At 33.9% G+C, this 20,797-nt stretch carries 18 protein-coding genes, 1 tRNA gene and 1 pseudogene; 9 read left to right on the forward strand and 11 right to left on the reverse strand.

What is annotated here, in order from left to right:
* Positions 1-206 precede the first annotated feature (206 nt).
* A tRNA-Leu gene (locus RB619_RS06570) sits at positions 207-288 on the reverse strand.
* A 109-nt stretch (positions 289-397) separates the two neighbouring features.
* Between RB619_RS06570 and RB619_RS06575 the strand changes: the two genes are divergently transcribed.
* From RB619_RS06575 to RB619_RS06600, 6 genes are all read left to right on the forward strand, one after another.
* The gene (locus tag RB619_RS06575) at positions 398-1,786 is read left to right on the forward strand and encodes a dipeptidase (RefSeq protein WP_308095610.1); all 1,389 of its coding nucleotides are present in this window, start codon (positions 398-400) and stop codon (positions 1,784-1,786) included.
* A 286-nt stretch (positions 1,787-2,072) separates the two neighbouring features.
* Positions 2,073-2,510: an energy transducer TonB gene (locus RB619_RS06580; protein WP_308095612.1), complete on the forward strand. Its 438-nt coding sequence runs from the start codon at positions 2,073-2,075 to the stop codon at positions 2,508-2,510.
* Between the two features lie 104 nt (positions 2,511-2,614).
* On the forward strand, positions 2,615-3,037 hold the full coding sequence (locus tag RB619_RS06585) for a hypothetical protein (protein WP_308095614.1): 423 nt from the start codon (positions 2,615-2,617) through the stop codon (positions 3,035-3,037).
* 17 nt (positions 3,038-3,054) lie between these two features.
* The gene (locus RB619_RS06590) at positions 3,055-4,017 is read left to right on the forward strand and encodes a DUF6624 domain-containing protein (RefSeq protein WP_308095616.1); all 963 of its coding nucleotides are present in this window, start codon (positions 3,055-3,057) and stop codon (positions 4,015-4,017) included.
* A gap of 214 nt (positions 4,018-4,231) precedes the next feature.
* The gene (locus RB619_RS06595; protein WP_035645929.1) at positions 4,232-4,603 is read left to right on the forward strand and encodes a BlaI/MecI/CopY family transcriptional regulator; all 372 of its coding nucleotides are present in this window, start codon (positions 4,232-4,234) and stop codon (positions 4,601-4,603) included.
* The gene (locus RB619_RS06600; RefSeq protein WP_308095618.1) at positions 4,600-6,291 is read left to right on the forward strand and encodes a M56 family metallopeptidase; all 1,692 of its coding nucleotides are present in this window, start codon (positions 4,600-4,602) and stop codon (positions 6,289-6,291) included. Before RB619_RS06595 ends, RB619_RS06600 begins: the two co-directional genes overlap by 4 nt.
* A gap of 246 nt (positions 6,292-6,537) precedes the next feature.
* Here the strand turns inward: RB619_RS06600 and RB619_RS06605 are convergent, their stop codons facing one another.
* The gene (locus RB619_RS06605) at positions 6,538-7,902 is read right to left on the reverse strand and encodes a saccharopine dehydrogenase C-terminal domain-containing protein (protein ID WP_308095621.1); all 1,365 of its coding nucleotides are present in this window, start codon (positions 7,900-7,902) and stop codon (positions 6,538-6,540) included.
* 191 nt (positions 7,903-8,093) lie between these two features.
* Between RB619_RS06605 and RB619_RS06610 the strand changes: the two genes are divergently transcribed.
* Together RB619_RS06610 and pckA are read left to right on the forward strand one after the other, a co-directional pair.
* The gene (locus tag RB619_RS06610) at positions 8,094-8,480 is read left to right on the forward strand and encodes a DUF423 domain-containing protein (RefSeq protein WP_308095624.1); all 387 of its coding nucleotides are present in this window, start codon (positions 8,094-8,096) and stop codon (positions 8,478-8,480) included.
* 300 nt (positions 8,481-8,780) lie between these two features.
* Positions 8,781-10,385, forward strand: a complete 1,605-nt coding sequence (gene pckA, locus RB619_RS06615) for a phosphoenolpyruvate carboxykinase (ATP) (protein ID WP_308095627.1) — start codon at positions 8,781-8,783, stop codon at positions 10,383-10,385.
* Between the two features lie 153 nt (positions 10,386-10,538).
* On the opposite strand, the gene RB619_RS06620 is transcribed toward pckA, so the two are convergent.
* Complete coding sequence (locus tag RB619_RS06620; protein WP_308095629.1) at positions 10,539-11,597, reverse strand: phytase; 1,059 nt, start codon at positions 11,595-11,597, stop codon at positions 10,539-10,541.
* A gap of 73 nt (positions 11,598-11,670) precedes the next feature.
* Positions 11,671-14,481 carry a TonB-dependent receptor gene (locus RB619_RS06625; RefSeq protein ID WP_308095632.1) on the reverse strand — a complete coding sequence of 937 codons (2,811 nt, stop codon included), beginning with the start codon at positions 14,479-14,481 and terminating at the stop codon, positions 11,671-11,673.
* Between the two features lie 234 nt (positions 14,482-14,715).
* On the opposite strand from RB619_RS06625, the gene RB619_RS06630 reads away from it, so the two are divergent.
* Positions 14,716-15,816, forward strand: coding sequence for a DUF4407 domain-containing protein (locus RB619_RS06630; protein WP_308095634.1), 1,101 nt, complete (start codon positions 14,716-14,718; stop codon positions 15,814-15,816).
* 130 nt (positions 15,817-15,946) lie between these two features.
* Here RB619_RS06630 and RB619_RS06635 read toward each other — a convergent pair whose 3' ends face one another.
* The 7 genes and pseudogenes from RB619_RS06635 to ruvC all read right to left on the reverse strand — a co-directional run bounded on the left by RB619_RS06635 (position 15,947) and on the right by ruvC (position 20,773).
* The gene (locus RB619_RS06635; protein ID WP_308095637.1) at positions 15,947-16,660 is read right to left on the reverse strand and encodes a PH domain-containing protein; all 714 of its coding nucleotides are present in this window, start codon (positions 16,658-16,660) and stop codon (positions 15,947-15,949) included.
* 71 nt (positions 16,661-16,731) lie between these two features.
* Entirely contained in the window at positions 16,732-17,103 is a 372-nt protein-coding gene (locus RB619_RS06640) for an MmcQ/YjbR family DNA-binding protein (RefSeq protein ID WP_308095639.1), read from the reverse strand.
* 43 nt (positions 17,104-17,146) lie between these two features.
* Entirely contained in the window at positions 17,147-17,578 is a 432-nt protein-coding gene (locus tag RB619_RS06645; protein ID WP_308095642.1) for a GNAT family N-acetyltransferase, read from the reverse strand.
* 2 nt (positions 17,579-17,580) lie between these two features.
* Complete coding sequence (locus RB619_RS06650; protein ID WP_308095643.1) at positions 17,581-18,360, reverse strand: cyclase family protein; 780 nt, start codon at positions 18,358-18,360, stop codon at positions 17,581-17,583.
* A 78-nt stretch (positions 18,361-18,438) separates the two neighbouring features.
* Positions 18,439-19,587 carry a radical SAM family heme chaperone HemW gene (gene hemW, locus RB619_RS06655; RefSeq protein ID WP_308095645.1) on the reverse strand — a complete coding sequence of 383 codons (1,149 nt, stop codon included), beginning with the start codon at positions 19,585-19,587 and terminating at the stop codon, positions 18,439-18,441.
* Positions 19,588-19,705: 118 nt separating this feature from the next.
* Positions 19,706-20,077 (reverse strand): annotated as a pseudogene (locus RB619_RS06660) (four helix bundle protein).
* A 141-nt stretch (positions 20,078-20,218) separates the two neighbouring features.
* Positions 20,219-20,773 (reverse strand): crossover junction endodeoxyribonuclease RuvC, encoded by a 555-nt coding sequence (gene ruvC / locus RB619_RS06665; protein WP_308095649.1) that lies wholly within the window; start codon positions 20,771-20,773, stop codon positions 20,219-20,221.
* Between the last annotated feature and the right edge of the window lie 24 nt (positions 20,774-20,797).

Here is a 20,797-nt window from a genome sequence, read left to right on the forward strand (position 1 = left end):
ATCTTCGCAATCAGAATCGCCATTTTTGTCATTCCGAGGAACGAGGAATCTCCGCGAGAAACTCCACAATCTAAATCGACAATCTTTGTAGAGCTACTTGCGGAGATTCCTCGTTCCTCGGAATGACAAGATTGTGGATATTTGTATTTAGACGAAAGTGCTAAAAAACAAAAAAGCTTCTGAAATATCTTCAGAAGCTTTTTTAGTGCGGATAATAGGACTCGAACCTACACGCCTTGCGGCACCAGATCCTAAGTCTGGCATGTCTACCAATTTCACCATATCCGCGTAATTGTGGGTGCAAAGATAAGCATACTTTCGAATATTCAAAGAAAAATTTCAAAAAAATTATTAATTCTCTTTTTTGTACTTTTGGGTTTCTATAAAAATAATTTAAATGGAAAATATTAAGTCCTACGTTCAACAACATAAAGATCGGTTTATCAATGAATTGATCGAATTATTAAAGATTCCGTCGGTAAGTGCTGACACTGCATACTCGCAAGATGTTATTGATACAGCAGAGGCTGTAAAAGAAAGTTTATCAAAAGCAGGCTGCGATTTTGTCGAAACTTGCGACACTCCAGGTTACCCAATTATCTACGGAGAGAAAATAATCGATCCAAATCTTCCAACGGTTTTAGTTTACGGACACTATGATGTTCAACCGCCAGATCCATTAGAATTATGGACTTCACCACCATTTGAACCCGTTATCAAAACTACAGATATTCACCCTGACGGAGCAATCTTCGCGCGTGGAGCATGTGACGACAAAGGTCAAATGTACATGCACGTAAAAGCGCTTGAATTAATGGTACAAAGCAATACGTTGCCCTGTAACGTAAAATTCATGATCGAAGGTGAAGAAGAAGTTGGTTCGGCAAGTTTGGCTTGGTTCGTAGAACGCAATCAGGAAAAACTGAAAAACGACGTTATTTTGATTTCAGATACAGGAATGATTTCAAACCAACAACCGTCAATCACGACAGGTTTAAGAGGTTTGAGTTATGTTGAGGTTGAAGTTACAGGTCCAAACCGCGATTTGCATTCAGGATTGTACGGTGGCGCTGTGGCGAACCCAATTAATATTTTGGCAAAAATGATTGCTTCGCTTCACGACGAAAACAATCATATTACGATTCCAGGATTCTATGATAAAGTTCAGGAATTATCTGCAGAAGAAAGAGCTGAAATGGCAAAAGCGCCTTTTAGTTTAGAAAAATATAAAAATGCTTTAAACATTGCTGATGTTTACGGTGAAAAAGGATATGTAACCAACGAACGCAACTCAATCCGTCCGACATTAGACGTAAACGGAATCTGGGGCGGTTATACTGGCGAAGGTGCTAAAACGGTTATTGCGAGTAAAGCTTTCGCTAAAATCTCAATGCGTTTGGTTCCAAATCAGGATTGGGAAGAGATCACAGAACTTTTCACAAAACATTTCACAAGCATTGCTCCGGCCGGAGTAACGGTAAAAGTTAATCCGCACCACGGTGGTCAAGGTTATGTAACGCCAATTGACAGCATTGGTTATCAAGCGGCAAATAAAGCGTATACAGAAACGTTTGGAGTTCCTGCAATTCCGGTTCGTTCTGGAGGAAGTATTCCAATTGTGGCTTTGTTTGAGAAAGAATTAAAAAGTAAAACGATTTTGATGGGATTTGGTTTGGATTCTGATGCTATTCACTCGCCAAACGAACATTTCGGAATCTTTAATTACTTGAAAGGAATTGAAACTATTCCGTTGTTTTACAAGTATTTCGTAGAGCTTTCTAAGTAGTTTTTTTAACCGCAAAGGACGCTAAGATTTACGCAATCCCGATAACCATCGGGCGCTAAGATTCTTCAGTAAGATTTATAAAAGTTCGCAAAGCTATATGGATAAAGCTTTGCGAACTTTGTGTTTATAAACGTGACTTTAAGAAAAAAAACTTGCGTTCTTTGCGGTTAAATTTTAAATCGCATTGTCTACTCAGTTTTTTGATACTTAATATTTTAGAGTTGTAATTAACGCATTTAAATTAAATTAGTATTTTTATAAGAGAATAACTTAAAAAAATACCGCTATGTATCCAAAATTAAATTCGGTTTTCAAGATAAAAATAGTTTTGTGTTTTGCTTTTGTTTTGTTTTTCAATGTCAGAACCACTGCGCAAGAAGCAAAGCCAAAAGTTAGCTATTATCAAACAGCAGATTTGACTGAAAAACCAACTTATCCTGGCGGTATGCCGGAGTTTTATAAATTTGCTGGTAAACATTTTAAAGTGCCCTCAACACCAGAAGGAATTGTGATAAAAGGAACCATACGCGTTACTTTTATAGTACAAAAAGATGGATCACTAACCGATATGAAAGTCGAAAAAGATCTTGGCTACGGTACAGGTGAAGAGGCTTTGAGAGTTTTGCGATTATCCCAAAAATGGATACCTGGCAAACTAAATGGCAAAGTGGTACCGGCTGAATTTCATCTTCCAATTTCTATTCAAGAACCTGATAAACAATAGCAAAAATTTTAATTGAATAAAATTTTTGCTATAAAAGTTGCATGCATAATTTTTATTTCTACATTTGTAGAGCAATGTCTATAGATGTAGAAATAATTATTTTTATGAAAAGCTATTTTTTATTATTGTTATCTGGATTATTGTTTTTAAGCTGTAAAAGCAAATTGGTCAATCAGAAAATTGATCATAAGAAAGAAGGCGTTTGGATTGATAATTATAAGCAAGACAGCACAGTTTACAAATCGTTTGAATATTACAAACATGATGTTCCAGTAAAAAAGTGGAAATCATATATAAACGGAAAGCTTTATAAAACCGAAAAATATAAAAACGGGATTTGTATCGTAAAAAGTTATTACGAAAACGGAAAACTAGAATCAAAAGGAAAAACAAAATTAGAATCGAATTCGGTTGAAACGCATTGGTTTTATTTTGGAGAATGGAAATTCTATTCGGATAAAGGAAAATTAAAAAGCATTAGAAATTACAACAAAGGCGAATTAATCTCGGAACAAAAAATCAAATAAAGCACTAGCATCAAACCATGAAAAAAATAATTGCTTTTAGTTTTATTGTCATGATTTGTCTTTCCGCGAAAGCGCAGACTTACAAAGAATGGATTCGTAAAGCAGATTCTTGCTACGGAAAGGAAAACTATAAAATGTCTGTTGCGTATTATGATAAAGCTTTTAAAATGGAGCAAAAATCTGCGAAGAATTTTTACAGTGCAGGCTGTTCTGCATCTATGGCAAAAGAAAACAAAAAGGCATTTAAATGGCTGAATCTGGCCATTGACAATGGATTTCAAAACATGGATGAACTTCAAATTGAAATGGATTTAAAATCGTTGCACTCAGAAAAAGAATGGGGAAAAACAATTGAAAAACTGCAAAAGAAGTTAGAGATTATCGGGGCAAATTATGATAAGGCGCTTGAAAAAGAACTTTCGGAGATTTATACAGAAGATCAGGAAATTCGCGGAGAATTTATGAATGTTTATAAATCCCCAAAATCGGATAAAAAGAAAATTGACAGTATTGGTAAAATTATGATAAGAAAGGACAGTGTTAATCTTATCAAGGTTATGAAAATACTGGATGAAAGAGGATGGTTAGGGAAAAACATTGTTGGTGTTCAAGGAAATAAGACTTTGTTTTTGGTAATTCAGCATTCTCCTTTAAAATATCAGCAAAAGTATTTGCCAATGTTGAGACAGGCAGTTAAAAATGGTAATGCAAGCCCAATAAATCTTGCTTATTTGGAAGATAGAGTAGCTTTAAGAGAAGGAAAACATCAAATTTACGGGAGTCAAACAGCAAAGAATCGTATAACTAATAAATGGCATATATCGCCTTTGATAGATCCAGATAACGTAGATAAAAGACGCGCAGAAGTTGGACTTGGGCCTATAGCAGAATATGCGGCAAAAATGAATATAGAATGGAATGTGGAGGCTTATAAAAAAGAATTACCTGAATTGGAAAAACTTGAAAATATTAAATATTAAAGAGTAAAGAGTAAAGAGTAAAGAGTAAAGAGTAAAGAGTAAAGAGTAAAGAGTAAAGAGTAAAGAGTAAAGAGTAAAGAGTAAAGAGTAAAGAGTAAAGAGTAAAGAGTAAAGAGTAAAGAATAGATTTTATTCTTCAGAAAAAAATAAACAAGAGAGAAAACCTTAGTCCCGATGCTTCGGGATAGTATCAGAACCTTAGAACCTAAAAAAAATGCAATTATCAAACTCAGAAGAACAATTAATGGAACATTTATGGAAGCTTGAAAAAGCTTTTATGAAAGATTTACTTGAAGCGTATCCAGAGCCAAAGCCGGCGACAACAACCGTTGCGACTTTATTGAAACGAATGATTGATAAGAAATTTGTTGCTTATAACGAATTTGGAAATTCAAGAGAATACTATCCTTTGGTAAAGAAAACAGACTATTTTTCGAAACACGTAAAAGGATTGATCAGTAATTTCTTCAATAATTCGGCATCGCAATTTGCTTCGTTTTTTACAACTGAAACGAATTTGAGTGCTTCAGAATTGGAAGATCTAAAGAAAATAATTGATTCAGAAATTCAAAAAAAGAAAAAATGATGGACTTTCTATATAAATCCTCTTTGAGTTTATTTGTGCTTTTGATTGTGTATCATTTGGTTTTAGAAAGACAAAAAATGCACAAATTCAATAGGTTTTACCTTTTGTTCAGTTTTGTTTTTTCGTTGATTTTGCCATTTATAACTATTGAAGTTGTGACAGAAACGCAACAGACTTATAAGTATTTTGTGCAAAATATTCCGATTCAGAGCAAGGTAATTGTAGTTCAGTCGATTGATTATGTGTCACTGCTATTATGGGGTTTTTATGGATTAGTTACGCTGGTATTGATTTTTCGTTTTGTTAGAAATATTTTGAAGATTGTTTCGAAAGTAAAGTCCAATGAGATTGTTGTTTATAAAAATGCGAACTTGGTTTTGGTTGATGCGCCAACGCAACCGCATACTTTTTTGAATTATATTTTTTTAAATAAAACAGATTATCAAAACAGAAAAATTGAAGCCGAATTATACTCTCATGAACTAATTCACGTTGCTCAAAAACACACTTTAGACATTTTATTTGTTGAGGTTTTAAAAACTGTTTTTTGGTTCAATCCTCTTTTTATTTTCTATAAAAAAGCCATTCAGCTTAATCATGAATTTCTTGCCGATGAAAATGTGGTAACTTCTTTTAATGATGTTCCGTTTTATCAAAATCTATTGCTTGCGCATGCAAATACAAATCCTATTTCAGGATTGACTAGTAACTTAAATTATTCAGTAATTAAAAAAAGATTTATTATGATGACAAAATCAGTTTCAAAAACAAAAATATTGCTTTCTAAAATGATGCTTTTGCCGTTATTTTCTGGACTTGTTTTTTTTGTTTGCACAAAAAGTGTAGCACAGTCTAGTAAAGCAGACAATGAAGTTTATGCAAGTAATCAGATCGCAGAGAACAGTAGTAGTTCAGGCTCAAAATGGAAAGTTGGTGCAGGAAAAAATGAAAATGTTGCGACAAAAAGGCCTGAAATAATGATGAGTTCGGGTTATAATTTGGCAGGAATGAAAGTAAATCAGCCAGCATTGCAAAGTGCAATAGGGAAATTATCAAATTATATTTTAAATAATTATAAAAGTCCGGAGGGAATTGATAAAAAGGATGAAATAGCTAGTATAACGTTTCTTTTTGGAAAAGACGGAAGCCTTGAAAATATAAAGGCTGTCAATGGAAATGGAGAAGAAACGGAAACTGAAATACTTCGTATTTTGAAATCTAGTCCAAAATTTCTGCCTTCAGAAAATTATGGAAAAGCCGATTGGAAGCCGATTTCAGTCAAAATGGATTTCTGGCCAATAAACGCTGAAGAGATGAAGACTGCTGTAGCTTCTGAACAAACTCAAAAAATGCCAGGAAAAGAAACTACAGCAATTGTAAACGAAATCGATAAACAGCCAGAATTTCCAGGTGGAATATTGGAGTTCTACAAATTTGTAGGGAAAAATTTCAAAGTACCAGCAGAAGCGGGTTCAACTAAGATTCAAGGGAAAATATATATGGAATTTATGATTGAAACAGACGGTTCGCTTTCAGAATTCAATATAGTCAAAGATTTAGGGTTCGGAATGGGCGATGAGGCAATCCGTGTTTTGAAACTTTCGCCAAAATGGAGTCCGGGAACTCATAATGGACAGCCAGTTCGTGTTCTGTATAAATTGCCAATAACCGTTCAATCGGCACCGTAAATTTTTTAGGTTCAGAGGGGCAAAGGTCCAAAGAGACAAAGTTTCAAAGAGACAAAGTTTCAAAGGGACAAAGGTTCAAAGGTTTTTTGTAGTGATGTACTCCAGTGCGTCTAACTCAAAGGAAAAAAAATCTCTGTCCCTTTGCCACTTTGTCCCTTGCAAAAAAAAATCCGCTTCTTTTGCATCACAGAAGCGGATAAAATAAACTAAAAAAAAATTCTAAAAAATAAAAATCAAAAAACTGGACTAAAACAAGTCCGGGTTGTATCCAAAATAAGGTACAGTCTGTTCGTTAAAAATAACACCGTACTCTTCTAATTCATTTAATATTGGTTCGTAAACTTCCTTTTTTATCGGAAGCTGAACGCCTGGAGTTGTGATTTTTCCGTTTAAAATTAATAATGTTGCCATTGCAACCGGAAGTCCAACTGTTTTTGCCATTGCAGTATACGTCTGATCGTCGCCAATGCAAACCATTTTTGAGTCAATTTGTTTCTTTTCGCCGTTTAATTCGTAGCCGAATTTATGATACATGACAATCATGTCTTTGTCTTCAGTTTCCAAAGTCCAGCTGTCGGTCAATATTTTTTCTAAAATCTGAGCCGGAGTCGCATTTGGCAAGTTTACTTTTTTATTTGGGTTGAATAAATCCAGCTCCAAAAGTTTATCCCACATAATATCGTCCTGATCAATTTTAAGAATAAAACGGGTTTTAATTTCAACAGAATCTGTTGGATGATAAGGTAGAAACGAATTCATAAATTGGCGGTAGCTCATATTTTCAGAATCTTCTATAACATAACTGTCATCCGTCATTCCGAGTTGAACAAACATGTTCCAAGCTTTAGAAAAACCAACTCTTCGAATTGTTCCTCTGTATAAAGTCAAAACATCATCAAGTCCGTAAACCGATCTGTATTTAAGTGAATCGCGGTTTGAATACGCTTCAAATTTCCCATAACCCTCTACTTCCAGAAATTCAGTTCTGCGAAATAAAGCGCTGTATGGGATATATTTATAAGTGCCTTCCTGAACAAATTTAGCTGCGCCACCCTGACCTGCTAAAACGACATTTCGAGGTGCCCAAGTAAATTTGTAATTCCACAAATTATTGTCGGATTCTGGTGCTACAAGTCCGCCACAGAAAGATTCAAACAAAAGCATTTTGCCACCTTTTGATCTGATTTCATCAATTACTTTCATGGCGCTCATATGATCAATTCCGGGATCAAGGCCAATTTCATTCATAAAAATCAAATTGTTTTTCTTGGCTTCTTCGTGAAGCGCTTGCATGGCGTCACTTATATAAGATGCTGTAACAAGATGTTTTTTGAAATAAAGACAATCTTTGGCAATTTCAATATGCAAATGAGCAGGAAGCATCGAAATTACAATCGAAGCTTTTTCTATTGCCGATTTTCTTTCTTCAGCATTAAAAATATCTAAAGCAATTGGAGTTGCATTTGGGTGTTTTTGAGTCTTTTTTTCTGCTAAAGCCAAAGAGAGATCCGCAACAACCAAATGAAGGTTCTCGCTCTCCGATTTTGAAAGTAAATAACGAATTAATGACGACGCTGAGCGACCCGCTCCAAAAATTAATATGCTTCTCATGTTTTATATTTATAACACAAATATATTAAAATGTTATAAATATAACAATCTGAAATAAGAAAAAATGTAATTTATTTTTGAAATAAGTTAAAATGTAAATTTTTCAGTTTCTGTTCTATTTTTTGGCAAAAAGCTAGTGTCTTTTTCTAATTGTATTGAGTATTTTTGCATAGTAATTAGAAAACAAAAACATGAAAAGAAGAATAGTTTTGACGGGAGCTTTTATCGGAATGTTGGCTATTATTTTAGGCGCTTTTGGAGCTCATTTGCTAAAAAAATATTTATCAGTTGAAGAACTAAATACTTTTGAAGTTGGAGTTCGTTATCAAATGTATCATGCTTTCTTTTTATTCTTTGTTTCAACCCGAAAAGATATCTCCGAAAAAACATTAAAAACAATTTATAATTTGGTTGTTGGCGGTGTAGTTCTTTTTAGTGGTTCTATTTATTTATTAGCTACAAAAAACTTCACTTTATTCGATTTTAAATTTATAGGATTCGCAACACCTTTAGGCGGATTGCTATTAATTGTTGCTTGGTTGACATTATTCGTTACGATTTTAAGGCAAAAATCATAAAATCCCGAATAAAAAATTCTATCTAAAAATTAATATTTAATTTTGTCTCATAAATAACATATAATCGTATTTGTGTGAATTTATTTTGTTTTTCACTTTAAAAAGAGAAAAATATAACAAATTGGCGCAATAGGTTATAAGATAACAAATTAGAGGCTCTTATTTTTTTATTTTATTGAATTTAAACTTCATTTTTTGCTTTTTTGATATAAATAAAAGTGAAATTGAAATATTTTTAAAGGATTTACAATAAATCTGTAATTTTGCATTCTATCAAACATCACACACAACTTAAAATTTATGGACACTAACACACTTTTCTCGCAATCGATTTCGTTAAAAGAATTAGGAATTGAAAATGCTAAAGTTCGCTATCAATTATCCCCAGATGAATTGCATGCCATTACTTTACAATCAGGCCAGGGTGTCGAAAGCTCAACAGGAGCATTGGCTATTAATACGGGTGAATTTACAGGACGTTCTCCACAAGATCGTTTTATTGTAAAAGATGCGATTACAGAAGATAAAGTTTGGTGGGGAAATGTAAATATTCCTTTTGCACCAGAAGCTTTTGAAAAACTATATAATAAGGTAACAAAGTTTTTATCAGACAAAGAAGTTTTTGTTCGTGATTCATACGTTTGTTCTGATGATAAGTACAGATTAAATGTTCGTGTTGTAACTGAAACGGCTTGGTCAAACTTGTTTTGCTACAATATGTTCTTAAGACCAGAAGAGTCTGAATTAACAAATTTTACTCCAGAATGGACAGTAGTTTGCGCACCAAGTTTCATGGCAGATCCTGCTGTTGACGGAACGCGTCAGTCTAATTTTGCTATTTTAGATTTTACTAAAAAAATCGCTCTTATTGGTGGAACTGGTTATACAGGAGAAATGAAAAAAGGGATTTTCTCTGCTTTGAATTTCATTTTGCCAGTTTTTAAAAATACACTTCCAATGCACTGTAGTGCTAATGTTGGTAAAAATGGAGATACTGCAATTTTCTTCGGATTATCTGGAACAGGAAAAACTACTTTATCTGCAGATCCAGAACGTAAATTAATTGGAGACGATGAACACGGATGGACAAGCGAGAATTCAGTTTTCAATTTTGAAGGCGGATGCTACGCAAAAGTAATCAACTTATCTGAAGAGAATGAACCAGACATTTACAGAGCAATCAAAAAAGGTGCGCTTTTAGAAAATGTGGTTTTCAAAACAGGAACTAATGAAGTAGATTATGATGATGTTTCGATCACTCAAAATACACGTGTAAGTTACCCAATAACACATATTGATAATATTCAGCCAGGTTCAATTGGCCACAATCCTAAAAATATATTTTTCTTGACGGCAGATTCTTTCGGAATTTTGCCTCCAATCTCAAGATTGACTCCGGGTCAGGCAGCGTACCATTTTATTTCTGGATATACTGCAAAAGTAGCTGGAACTGAAGCTGGTGTAACAGAGCCACAGCCAAATTTCTCTGCTTGTTTTGGAGCACCATTTATGCCTTTGCATCCAACAAAATATGCTGAAATGCTAAGCAAAAAAATGAAAGATGCGAATGTAAAAGTTTGGTTGATCAACACAGGTTGGACTGGAGGTCCTTACGGAACAGGAAGCCGTATGAAATTAAAATATACTCGTGCTATGATTACTGCTGCATTAAACGGTGAATTGGATAATGTAGAGTACAAAGATCACGCAGTATTTGGAATTGCAAAACCACAATCTTGTCCAAATGTTCCAGAGGAAATTTTGAATCCGAGAAATACTTGGGCAGACAAAGATTTATACGATAAAAAAGCGTTAGAATTAGCTCAAAAATTCAAAGCTAATTTTGCCAAATTTGAAGAATTTGCGAATGCTGAAATTTTAGCAGGAGCACCGATTACAGAATAAAGGGGCAATTACTAATTCAAAATTAAAAAAGCTGTTCAGTGATGAACAGCTTTTTTTTTAGTATGCAGTGTTCAGTTTTTAGTGTTCAGTCAAAGTGAAAATATTTGACATCATTTTAAAAACTGACCACTAAAAAACTAACCACTGACCACTTTATTTCGTCTGCGAATCAATACGTTTCTGGATCAAATCCCAAGCATAATAATGAAACGTCATTCCGTTGCTCATGGCTACGAAAAGCCCGTTTTTATATTTTGGACCTAAGTTTATATTTGTAACATCGGCACCGTCACATTCAATTGTTGACGTTGGAACTTCGGCTAATAAAGGATGATTATTTGGATTTTCGTTGGCACCTTCTCTTGGGTAAACCATAAAAGAATTTGCTTGTTGATTTGACACTAAAATATATCCCGTAGAATCTGTTTTTTTATAAATCGCAATTCCTTCATGATCAGCTTTAAAATCTTTTTGGCCGAAAAGTGCCAATTCTTTATTATCATTTGAAGCAGGATCAGCTTTGTATTTTCTAATTCCAACTTGTTCGTCGCAATAGTAAACAAAGCCTAATTCGTTGTCAACTGCAATAGCTTCGATTTCTTTTTTTCCGCTGTAAGTTCCAAATTTACGAACCACTTTTGCAGCAATAAATTTTCCATTTCCTGAAAGTTCATACTGCCATAAATAATTTCCAGAAGGTCCTGTTTTTCTTCCCACAATAGCAAAAATCTTCTTGTCGCTTGGGCGTGTATACAAAGCAACTCCCATTGGATCTTTTTCTGCATCTCCTTCAAAAACTGGAATTCCGCCATTGTCAATTGGTTCTAAATCAGGTAAACTAAAAATTCTGATTTTGTTGCTTTCGCGTTCTGTGGTAACAGCAATATCAACTTTTTTTCCGTCGATAATTAATCCGTAAGCGATATCAACATTGTTTGGGCGCTTTAACGGAATTGATTTTTTAAGGATTTTTCCATTCAAATCAAAAGCATACAAAGCGCCATCGGTATCTTTATCAGTTCCCACAATAATACTTTTTGAAGTGTCAGTTGGGTGAATCCAAATCGATGGATCATCTGTATCGTGAGGCAAAGCTTGAGTAACTGCTGTTGGTTTTACTGCATTTGGCTGAATTGGCGCTAATTTATCGTCTTTGCAAGCGGTAAATAATGCAGTTAAAAGTAAAAATGATAGTATCGATTTATTTTTCATTCTGATGTTTATGTTAAATGAATTAGACAGAACCGAAAAGTCCTGTCTAATTTAGTCGTTTTTATAATTGATTTTACAAGTCTAATTTCAATCCGAAATTGTAACGTGCCTGATAATATTCAGCTTGTTTTGTATGCGCTTCAACTCCTTGATAATAACGCAACGGCTGATTAGTCAAGTTATTGGCTTCAGCAAAAACGCGAAGTTGTTTTGTGATTTTATAAGAAGCATTCGCATCTAAGAAAAACTGCTTGTCATAATAACTGTCTTTGTATGATTCTGAACCTAATTCATCTAAATAATCAGAAGTAAAGTTGGTCGAAATTCTAGCAGAAAAACGTTTGTTTTCCCAAGATAAAGATCCGTTGAACATATGAGGCGTTGTGCCCGGAAGACTGATATCGTTTCTTTCATTTCCATCTTCATCAGCAATTCCTTGAGCTTTCGATTTCGTGTAAGTATAGTTCAAATAGATACCAAATCCTTTAAGGAATTTACCAGGCAAGAAATCTAACTGACGTTGAAAAGCAACCTCAAATCCGTAAACATCAACTTTGTCTCCGTTTCTAGATTGTAAAAATGACCAGTTTTCGCCAGCTGGAATTGGATTGATTTGATTTGGAAAATCAGCAGCAAATTTTGCATCTGTATATTGATTGTCGCTGTAGTTGTAAATGAAGTCATTTAATCTTTTGTAGAAAACACCTCCAGAAATCAAACCAACAGATTTGAAATAATTCTCGGCCATAAAATCATAATTGTACGAATAAGTAGCATCAAGATCTGGATTTCCAGCTGTAATTTCTTTATCAGCAGCAATATTGTTTACGTAAGGTGCCAATGCATAATAGTTTGGACGCGCCAAAGCTGTTGTTGCAGCAGCTCTTAAAACTAGATCTTTAGTAACATTATACTGAAATGAAATGCTTGGCAATAAATTAGTGTACGAGTTTGTCGTGTTGATTTGGCTTTCTAATTCTTCCTCATCTAAAACTCGGTTTCCTGTATAATCAATATGAGTGTTTTCAATACGGAAACCTAAAACCATTGAAAGTTTATCATTAAAATCTTGATCCCATCTTACGTAAGCAGCGGTAATTCTTTCTTTAGCGTTATAGTTTACAGCTAAATATTCTGCTGGATCAGCTTCTTTGTCAAATAATGTTGGGTTATTTAAATCCAAACCTCCTAAAAAGGCAGCTGATGCAAAAGTTCCTGGTACATATTTGCTTCCTGGATTAAAGTTTTTTCCGTCGTAATAACTTGTTGGAACTTCAGATAATAATTCCATTCCGTCATTAATTGGTTCATATGAATAAAAAGAGTTGTTTCTTTCTTTTTCTTTCAAACGAAGTCTTAAACCGGTTCTTAATCTTCCTTTTTCTCCTGCAATTACTGAGAAAGGAAAACGGATATTTACTTTCGCTCCAAATTCACTTTCACTTGTTTCATCTGTATTTTCGGTAACCGAATCAAATTTAAATTCATCTACAGATTCACCAACAGTTGTCATTAAAGGAAATCTTGGGTCAGATAAATCTTCCATCATTTCCAATCCTTTCTGACGATATTCAATATAACGCTCTTGAGGACGGTATTCTCTAGCTTTTGCATAATTGGCAGACCAGTCTAAATCTAAAGTAGAATTGATCAAATGCTCTCCGCGAATTGAATAATTCTGAACGCGCTGATCTTCTAATCTTCTGTTTTTATTTCGGTTGCTGTCAACGCCGCCTTTTGTCTGGCGTTTTACACGACCTTCAAAACCAGTAATTTGTTCGCCGTTGTAAATTGGTTCAATATCATCGTAAGTCGTTCTAAAACGGTTTTCTCTGTCATCTCTCCAGTTATAAATTGCATTGGCAAAAATGGTATTGTTTTCGTCAAATTTATAGTCTAAAGCAACAGATCCGCTGCGACGAATACGCTGCACATCATATTTTCTAATTTCTGAAGCTTGTAAATATTCATTTCCGAAATCATCTTTAACCCATTCGTTTTCGATGTTGTCAGAACCGTAATCCACATTATTATACGATCCGCTGAAAACCGCTCCAAGTTTATTATCGAAAAAACGATTTCCGTAAACTAAACCTGCAGTGTACGAGGCGTGCTCACGAATTGGCAAATAACCTCCCGCAAGTGTTGCAGAGATTCTTTCACCATTTGGAGTCGCTCTTGTAATTAAGTTTACAGAACCTCCAATCGCATCAGCATCCATGTCAGAAGTTAATGTTTTGTTTACTTCGATAGTCGAAATCATATCAGACGGAATTAAGTCCATTTGCACGTTTCTGTTGTCTCCTTCTGCAGACGGAATTCGGTCACCATTTAACGTAACCGAGTTCAATGACGGAGCCAAACCTCTAATAATAATGTTTCGAGCTTCACCTTGATCATTTTGCATTGTAATACCTGGAACACGTTTTAAAGCGTCTCCAACATTGGCATCAGGAAAACGCCCCACTTGATCAGATGAAATTACGTTTCCAATATTTTTGTTGTTTTTTTGCTGATTCAAAGCTTTTGCCTGACCTTTTAAAATGTCTCCAACAACAACTTCATTCAGCTCAGTTCCTGAAGTTTTTAAAGCAAAATCAATTACATTGTTTTTTCCTTGTTCTACTGTTATTTCTTTGGTTATAGAGGTGTATCCTATATATTTTACTTCAAGTTTATAGGTTCCTGCATTTATGTTTAAAAGTTCAAAACGGCCGTTGTAGTCGGATACCGTGTATTTGTTTTCGCCCACGATTTGAATCATCGCTCCAGGCAAAGGAAGTTTGTCATCAATATCTAATACTTTTCCAGAAATTATTGCTTTTTGAGCATAACCGGAAAAGGCTAAAAGCATAAATGTAACTAATAAATAAATTTTTTTCATTGTGTTTTAGTTTGATTTCCTGCGAAACTAGAACCTTACTATTACTAAAACCCTTTAAAAAAATTAATAAAGTGTTATGATTAATCTTATAAAACTTGAAGTTATTAATGTTAAAATAACACTTTTTAAATCTAAAAAATGTAAGTGCAAGTAAAAACAAATCAACTATTTATCTCAGAATTAAATTTTTGGCGCTAAATTTGCCTTATCAATCACAATCAAAAATCATCAATCATGTTAAAACAATTTTTTATCCTATGTTCAGGAGCCGACCGAGATCTCTTGAAAGATTGTTCAGAAGGCGAACAAACCAAATATGTTGGTATTGGCGCCACCGTATTCTTCACCGCGGTTATGGCTTTTCTAGCTAGTGCTTATGCGCTTTTTACAGTTTTCGATTCTATTTATCCCGCCTTAATTTTTGGATTTGTATGGAGTTTGCTGATTTTTAATCTGGACCGATTTATTGTTTCTACTATCAAGAAAAGAGATCGTTTTATGGATGAATTTCTGCAAGCGACTCCTCGTATTGCATTGGCGATTATTATTGCGATTGTAATTTCGAAGCCTTTGGAAATTAAAATCTTTGAAAAAGAAATCAATACCGTTTTATTGAAAGAAAAAAACGAAATGGAATTAGCCAATAAAAAACAAATTGGCACGTATTTCAAAACGGATTTAGATAAAAATAAAGCAGAAATTGCGGCTTTAAAAGCAGATATTGTAAAGAAAGAAAAAGAAGTAAATGCCTTATATTCAACTTATATCACAGAAGCTGAAGGAACTGCTGGAACCAAAAAATTAGGAAAAGGCCCAGTTTATAAGGAGAAACGTGAAAAACACGATGCCTCTCTTAAAGAGTACGAAACTTTAAAAGCAACAAACGAAGCTAAAATCGCTGAAAAAGAAAAAATTGGCAAACAGCTTGAGGCCGATTTAGACAAGAAAGTTTCTCAGACACAACCAATTATTGAAGGTTTTGATGGATTAATGGCTCGTATCAATGCGTTGAATAAACTACCTTGGCTTCCATCATTTTTTATCATGCTTTTATTTTTAGCAATTGAAACGTCACCAATTATTGCCAAATTATTAGCTCCAAAAGGGGAATTCGATTTCAAACAAGAAGAAGCCGAAACAGCGATGAAAGCGACTTTGGCACAAAACAAATACCAACGTGATTTATTAGTGAAAACAAGTGCCGAAATGCATGATAGAGTGTACGCTGATATTGCCGAAGATAAAGGCTTGTTTGATCTGCAAAGAAAAAACGCAAAAGAATTGCTTGAACTGCAATCGCATAAATTTGTAGAAAAGCAGAAGGCGACTTTGTAGATATTTAACCGCAAAGAACGCAAGGCTTTTTCGCAAAGTTAATATACAAAATAAAACCCATCAGTTATGCTGATGGGTTTTTTCTTTTGCGAACCTTGCGTAAGTCTTTGCGACCTTTGCGGTTAAGCTATTACATATAACTTAATATCTCTTTTTTATATGAATCATATTCTCCTTGCATAATCAATCCATTATCAAGAAGTTTTTTGTAATTCTGTAATTTATCAAAAAGTTCTTCTTTAGATAACTCACTTAATTTACGATCTCCCGTTGGAGTTTGAGCTGGAATTGGTTCAAAAGTTTCAGTGAAAACTGGAGCCGAAGGTAAAATTTCAGCAAAGCTTGTTACTTCTTCTGTTTCTACTTCTTCAATTTCGTCAACTTCTTCTGTTTCTTCTTCAAAAACGGGTTCGGCAGTTTCTTGAACTGGAATTGCTGCAGAAACGGGATTTTTCAATAAATCCAATTGCTCTTTAGCGTAAGTATAAATTTTTCTAGCTTGAATTTTCGGGATATAATCAATCGAAACAGCTAAATCTGTTTTTGTTCCAAATGAAAATTCAGAACCTAAAATGTTTTCTTTTACAAAAGTACTTGCAATATCATCCCAAGTATAATCTGTAAAATCCATAGAAAGACCTAAATTTTTAGGCTTGCAGATAATGATACGCTTATTAGTTAATACAATACTGTCAGGAAAAACAGTAATTGCAGGTTTTTTTTGTACCGCGATATAGCCAACTTCTTCACCTTTCATCAATAAATCTGTAAGTTTAGAAGTGATTTTTTCAATCGCTTTTGGATCTTGTTCTTCGTTCAGAAATTTTTTAAATTGTTCTTTCATGATTCTTTAAATTGCTAATTTGCAAACTGATTCGGGTTTTAAGTTTTGATCTTACCCTGCAAATGTAATGCCTAATTTTCTAATTCGATAATTTCATTTTGAATTTTCTTTGTCAAACTTTTGAAAACCAATTCATACGAATGATCGATCAATTCTTTGACAAATTTGTCGGGAAGATTTCCATTTAAAGCAATCGTATTCCAGTGTACTTTGCTCATATGAAATCCGGGTTTTATTTCGTCATATTCCGCTCTCAGTTCTTCAGCGCGATCTGGATCGCATTTTAAATTAACCGAAGCTTCATTTTTTTCCCATTGTAAAAGTGATGATAAAGCAAACATTTTTCCACCGACCTTAAAAACCAAAGTATCTTCATCAAAAGGAAAATGTTCGCTAACACCTTTTTTTGAAAGACAATATTCGTAATACGTTTCTAAATTCATATTATAAAAAAGTTATGATTCAACACAAATTGCGCAAATTTCACTAATTGGATTTTTCCGTTTTAATTAGTGAATATGATACTATTTTTTCCATCAATTTTTCAGGATGGTTTAGTTTTGTAAAACCAAATTTCTCATATAAAAAGTGCGCATCGGTTGTAGCCAAACGCCAAATTTTAATGTCTTTTAAAAGTGGTTCGTTCATCATCGTTTCAATTAAAATCGATGAATAGCCTTTTCCGCGATGTTCTTCAGTAATAAAAACATCCATTAAATAACCAAAAACAACATAATCAGTAATAACACGTGCAAAGCCAATTTGTTTGTCATCCAAATAAATTCCAAAACAAACCGAAGCATCAATTGTGATTTGGACTTCTTCAATCGTTCTTCCCGCTGCCCAATAAATATCTTTCAAAAAATTTTGAATAAACGGAACGTCAAGTTTGGTCTTATCTGTAGAAACGGTTATCATTTTTAATTGTAGATTTTATATAATAAAGGTTTGCTTGGACTTGCGTCATTTTCAAACGAAGCAATTTGAAGATTTAGTATATAATTTCCATCTTCAATTTCGTCTGAGGCATAAATCATTTCGGTAATTGTAGCATTGAACCGTGCATCTTGATTTAGATTGTGCGTGTCTTTTACATTCCAAAATGCTTTATGCGCCAATAATTTACCTTCGTCATGTTCTTTGTCGACACTTGGCAAATCAATCAATAAATGCTGAATTTCGCTTTCGCGTATGAAAATCGCAGCTTCTTCAGATAAATAAGGCGGATTCGTATTCGAATATTTTCTTGATTTTTTTTCCTTTTGATTTGGAAGTGTTCTTATAATTAAAGCCTCTGTTTTGTTGAGCTTAGTCGATGCATTTGTCACATTGAGCGAAGTCGAAATGCTTTCTTTAGTAATAACCAAATCATCACCAATTTTCTCAGGTTCAATCGTAATCAATTTCGCAAAAAAGAAAAACTGTTTCAACGATTGATTGATGCTGTAAAAATCATTCGTAATATGTCCCAGACATTCCGTGTGCGTTCCATGTCCATGCGGATTGAAGAAAATATTATTAAAATTCGTAGAAGATTTTCCTTCCGAAACTTTCCCAATCCAGTCGCCAAAAACTACCGGTTCAATTACTGGTTTTTCGATATACCAAGCAATTGGATTTTCGTCAGTATTAGTTAATGGAATAGAAATATCAATGGGTTTTGATAAGTCGATTTCGAAGTTGTTGATTTTTGCTAACACAAATTAGAGTTTTATGCCGCAAAGACGCCAAGTCACAAAGTTTAATTAATTTGCGTCTTTGTGCCTTCGTGGCTAATTTTAGTCTTCCAAATTTAGATAAAATAAATCTGAAGCAATTCCATCCGTTAAAAATTTTCCTTTTGGAGTTGGTTTTAAAATGTTGTTTTCGATGGAAAGCAAATCGTCGTTTAAGAATTTTTGAGATTGTTTATTCAGATAATCTAAATATTCCAAACCAAATTCATTTTTAATTCTTTCTAAAGAAACGCCCCAAATAGTTCGTAAACCCGTCATAATATATTCGTTATAACGATCTGAAATAGTTAATATTTCGGTTTCAATAGGAAGTTCATCATTTTGAATTGCTTTTAAATACAGCGAATTATTCGCAATATTCCAGCCTCTTTTTTCGCCGTCATAACTGTGTGCCGAAGGTCCGATTCCGATATATTTTTTGCCTAGCCAGTAAGCCGAATTGTTTTTGGAAAAATAATTTTCTTTTCCAAAATTGGATAATTCGTAATGAATAAAACCATTTTTTTGAAGCGTTTCAACCAAAATCATAAAATGGTTTGAAGCTACTTCGTCTTGAGGTTCTGCAATTTTTCCAGTCTGAATTAATTTGCTTAAAGCTGTTTTGGGTTCGACTGTCAAAGCGTAACTAGAAATGTGCGGAATACCAAAATCTAAAGCCGTTTGAATATTCTGTTTCCACATTTCGTCGCTCATTCCCGGAATTCCGTAAATCAAATCAAGGGAAATATTATCAAAGTATTTGGTTGCTTCTTCCAAACATTTTTTGGCTTCCGCCGAATTATGAGCGCGATTCATCAGCTGCAAATCTTCTTCATAAAAAGATTGAATTCCAATGCTTAATCGATTTATCGGACTTTTGGATAATTCCAAAATTCGCTCTACAGACAAATCATCTGGATTGGCTTCAAGCGTAATTTCTGGATTTTCGACAACTTTATAATTCTTATAAACTTCAGAAATTAAAAAGTTGATTTCATCGTTTGATAAAACTGAAGGAGTTCCTCCGCCAAAATAAATGGTTTCTACTCCCGAGAATTCGGGATCATTTTCAAACTCATTTTTGCGCACAGCGATTTCTTTGGACAAAGCCAAAACCATTTCGTCTTTCTTTTTCATCGAAGTCGAAAAATGAAAGTCGCAATAATGACAAGCCTGCTTGCAAAAAGGAATATGAATGTAGATACCGCTCATTTTGTCAGTGTTCAGTGTTCAGGTTTTTAGTGTTCAGATTTTAGTATTCAGTATTCAGATTTTTAGTGTTCAGTCTGTTGAGAGTTTACAAACTGAACACTAAAAATCTGAATACTGATCACTCTTTCTTTACTCCAAACTTTTCAGGGTTTAAAAGCATATAGTTTAATAATTTACCTATTTCAATACTTTCGGATAAAAGTTCATTATAGGATTCGTTTGAGATATATTTACAAGCAAGAGCAAATTCCAGCCAAGTTTGTGTTTCAGAATTTTCACCATCAGAGTCCGTTAATTTACTGTAAAATGTTTTGGGTAAACGCGTTTTCTGTAAGCTTCGGCAATCGTAACTGTTACACTTCTGGATGAACGTCTAATTTGATCCGTTAATGAATAAGTTTCTTCTTTTGGAAACTGTTTTGTAATATCAAATATCTTCATTGCTAAAGAAAAAGACTTTTTTGTAAGCTAATAAATCTTGAAATCTCATTTTGTTTTTTTATTCATAACGAGAATATGTAAGAAAATTATATAAATAAAGACAATTTATTTGTTTGCCTAATAAAGAATGCAAACAAATGATTACTGACAACTTTCATAAAGTGATCACTAAAAATCTGATCACTGACCACTATTTTCGAATCTTATCTTCATTTTGTTTCACAAAAGCATCCCAACCAGAATAGCTTTTTCCTGCAACAACTTTTCCTGAATTAAAATGATGGCAAACTGCAGCCGCCAAACCATCGGTTGAATCGAGATTTTTTGGTAATTCTTTTAAGCCTAAAAGTTGTTGGAGCATTTTCGCAACTTGTTCTTTACTGGCATTTCCGTTTCCGGTAATCGCCATTTTTATCTTTTTTGGTTCGTATTCTGTAATCGGAATTCCTCTTGAAAGTCCTGCTGCCATTGCAACGCCTTGTGCGCGTCCAAGCTTTAACATCGACTGAACATTTTTTCCAAAGAAAGGCGCTTCAATCGCGATTTCATCTGGATGATGCGTTTCAATTAATTCGATGGTTCTTTCAAAAATGATTTTTAGTTTTTGATAATGATTGTCGTATTTGGAAAGCTGCAGTTCGTTCAATTGCAGGAATTCCATTTTTTTGTTGGTTACCTTGATTAATCCAAAACCCATAATTGTGGTTCCGGGGTCAATACCTAATATGATGCGTTCTTTTGTCAAGTAATTTTTTGTTTCAAGTTTGAG

Origin of the sequence: Flavobacterium sp. LHD-80 (assembly GCF_030929605.1) — a bacterium.
Classification (GTDB): domain Bacteria; phylum Bacteroidota; class Bacteroidia; order Flavobacteriales; family Flavobacteriaceae; genus Flavobacterium.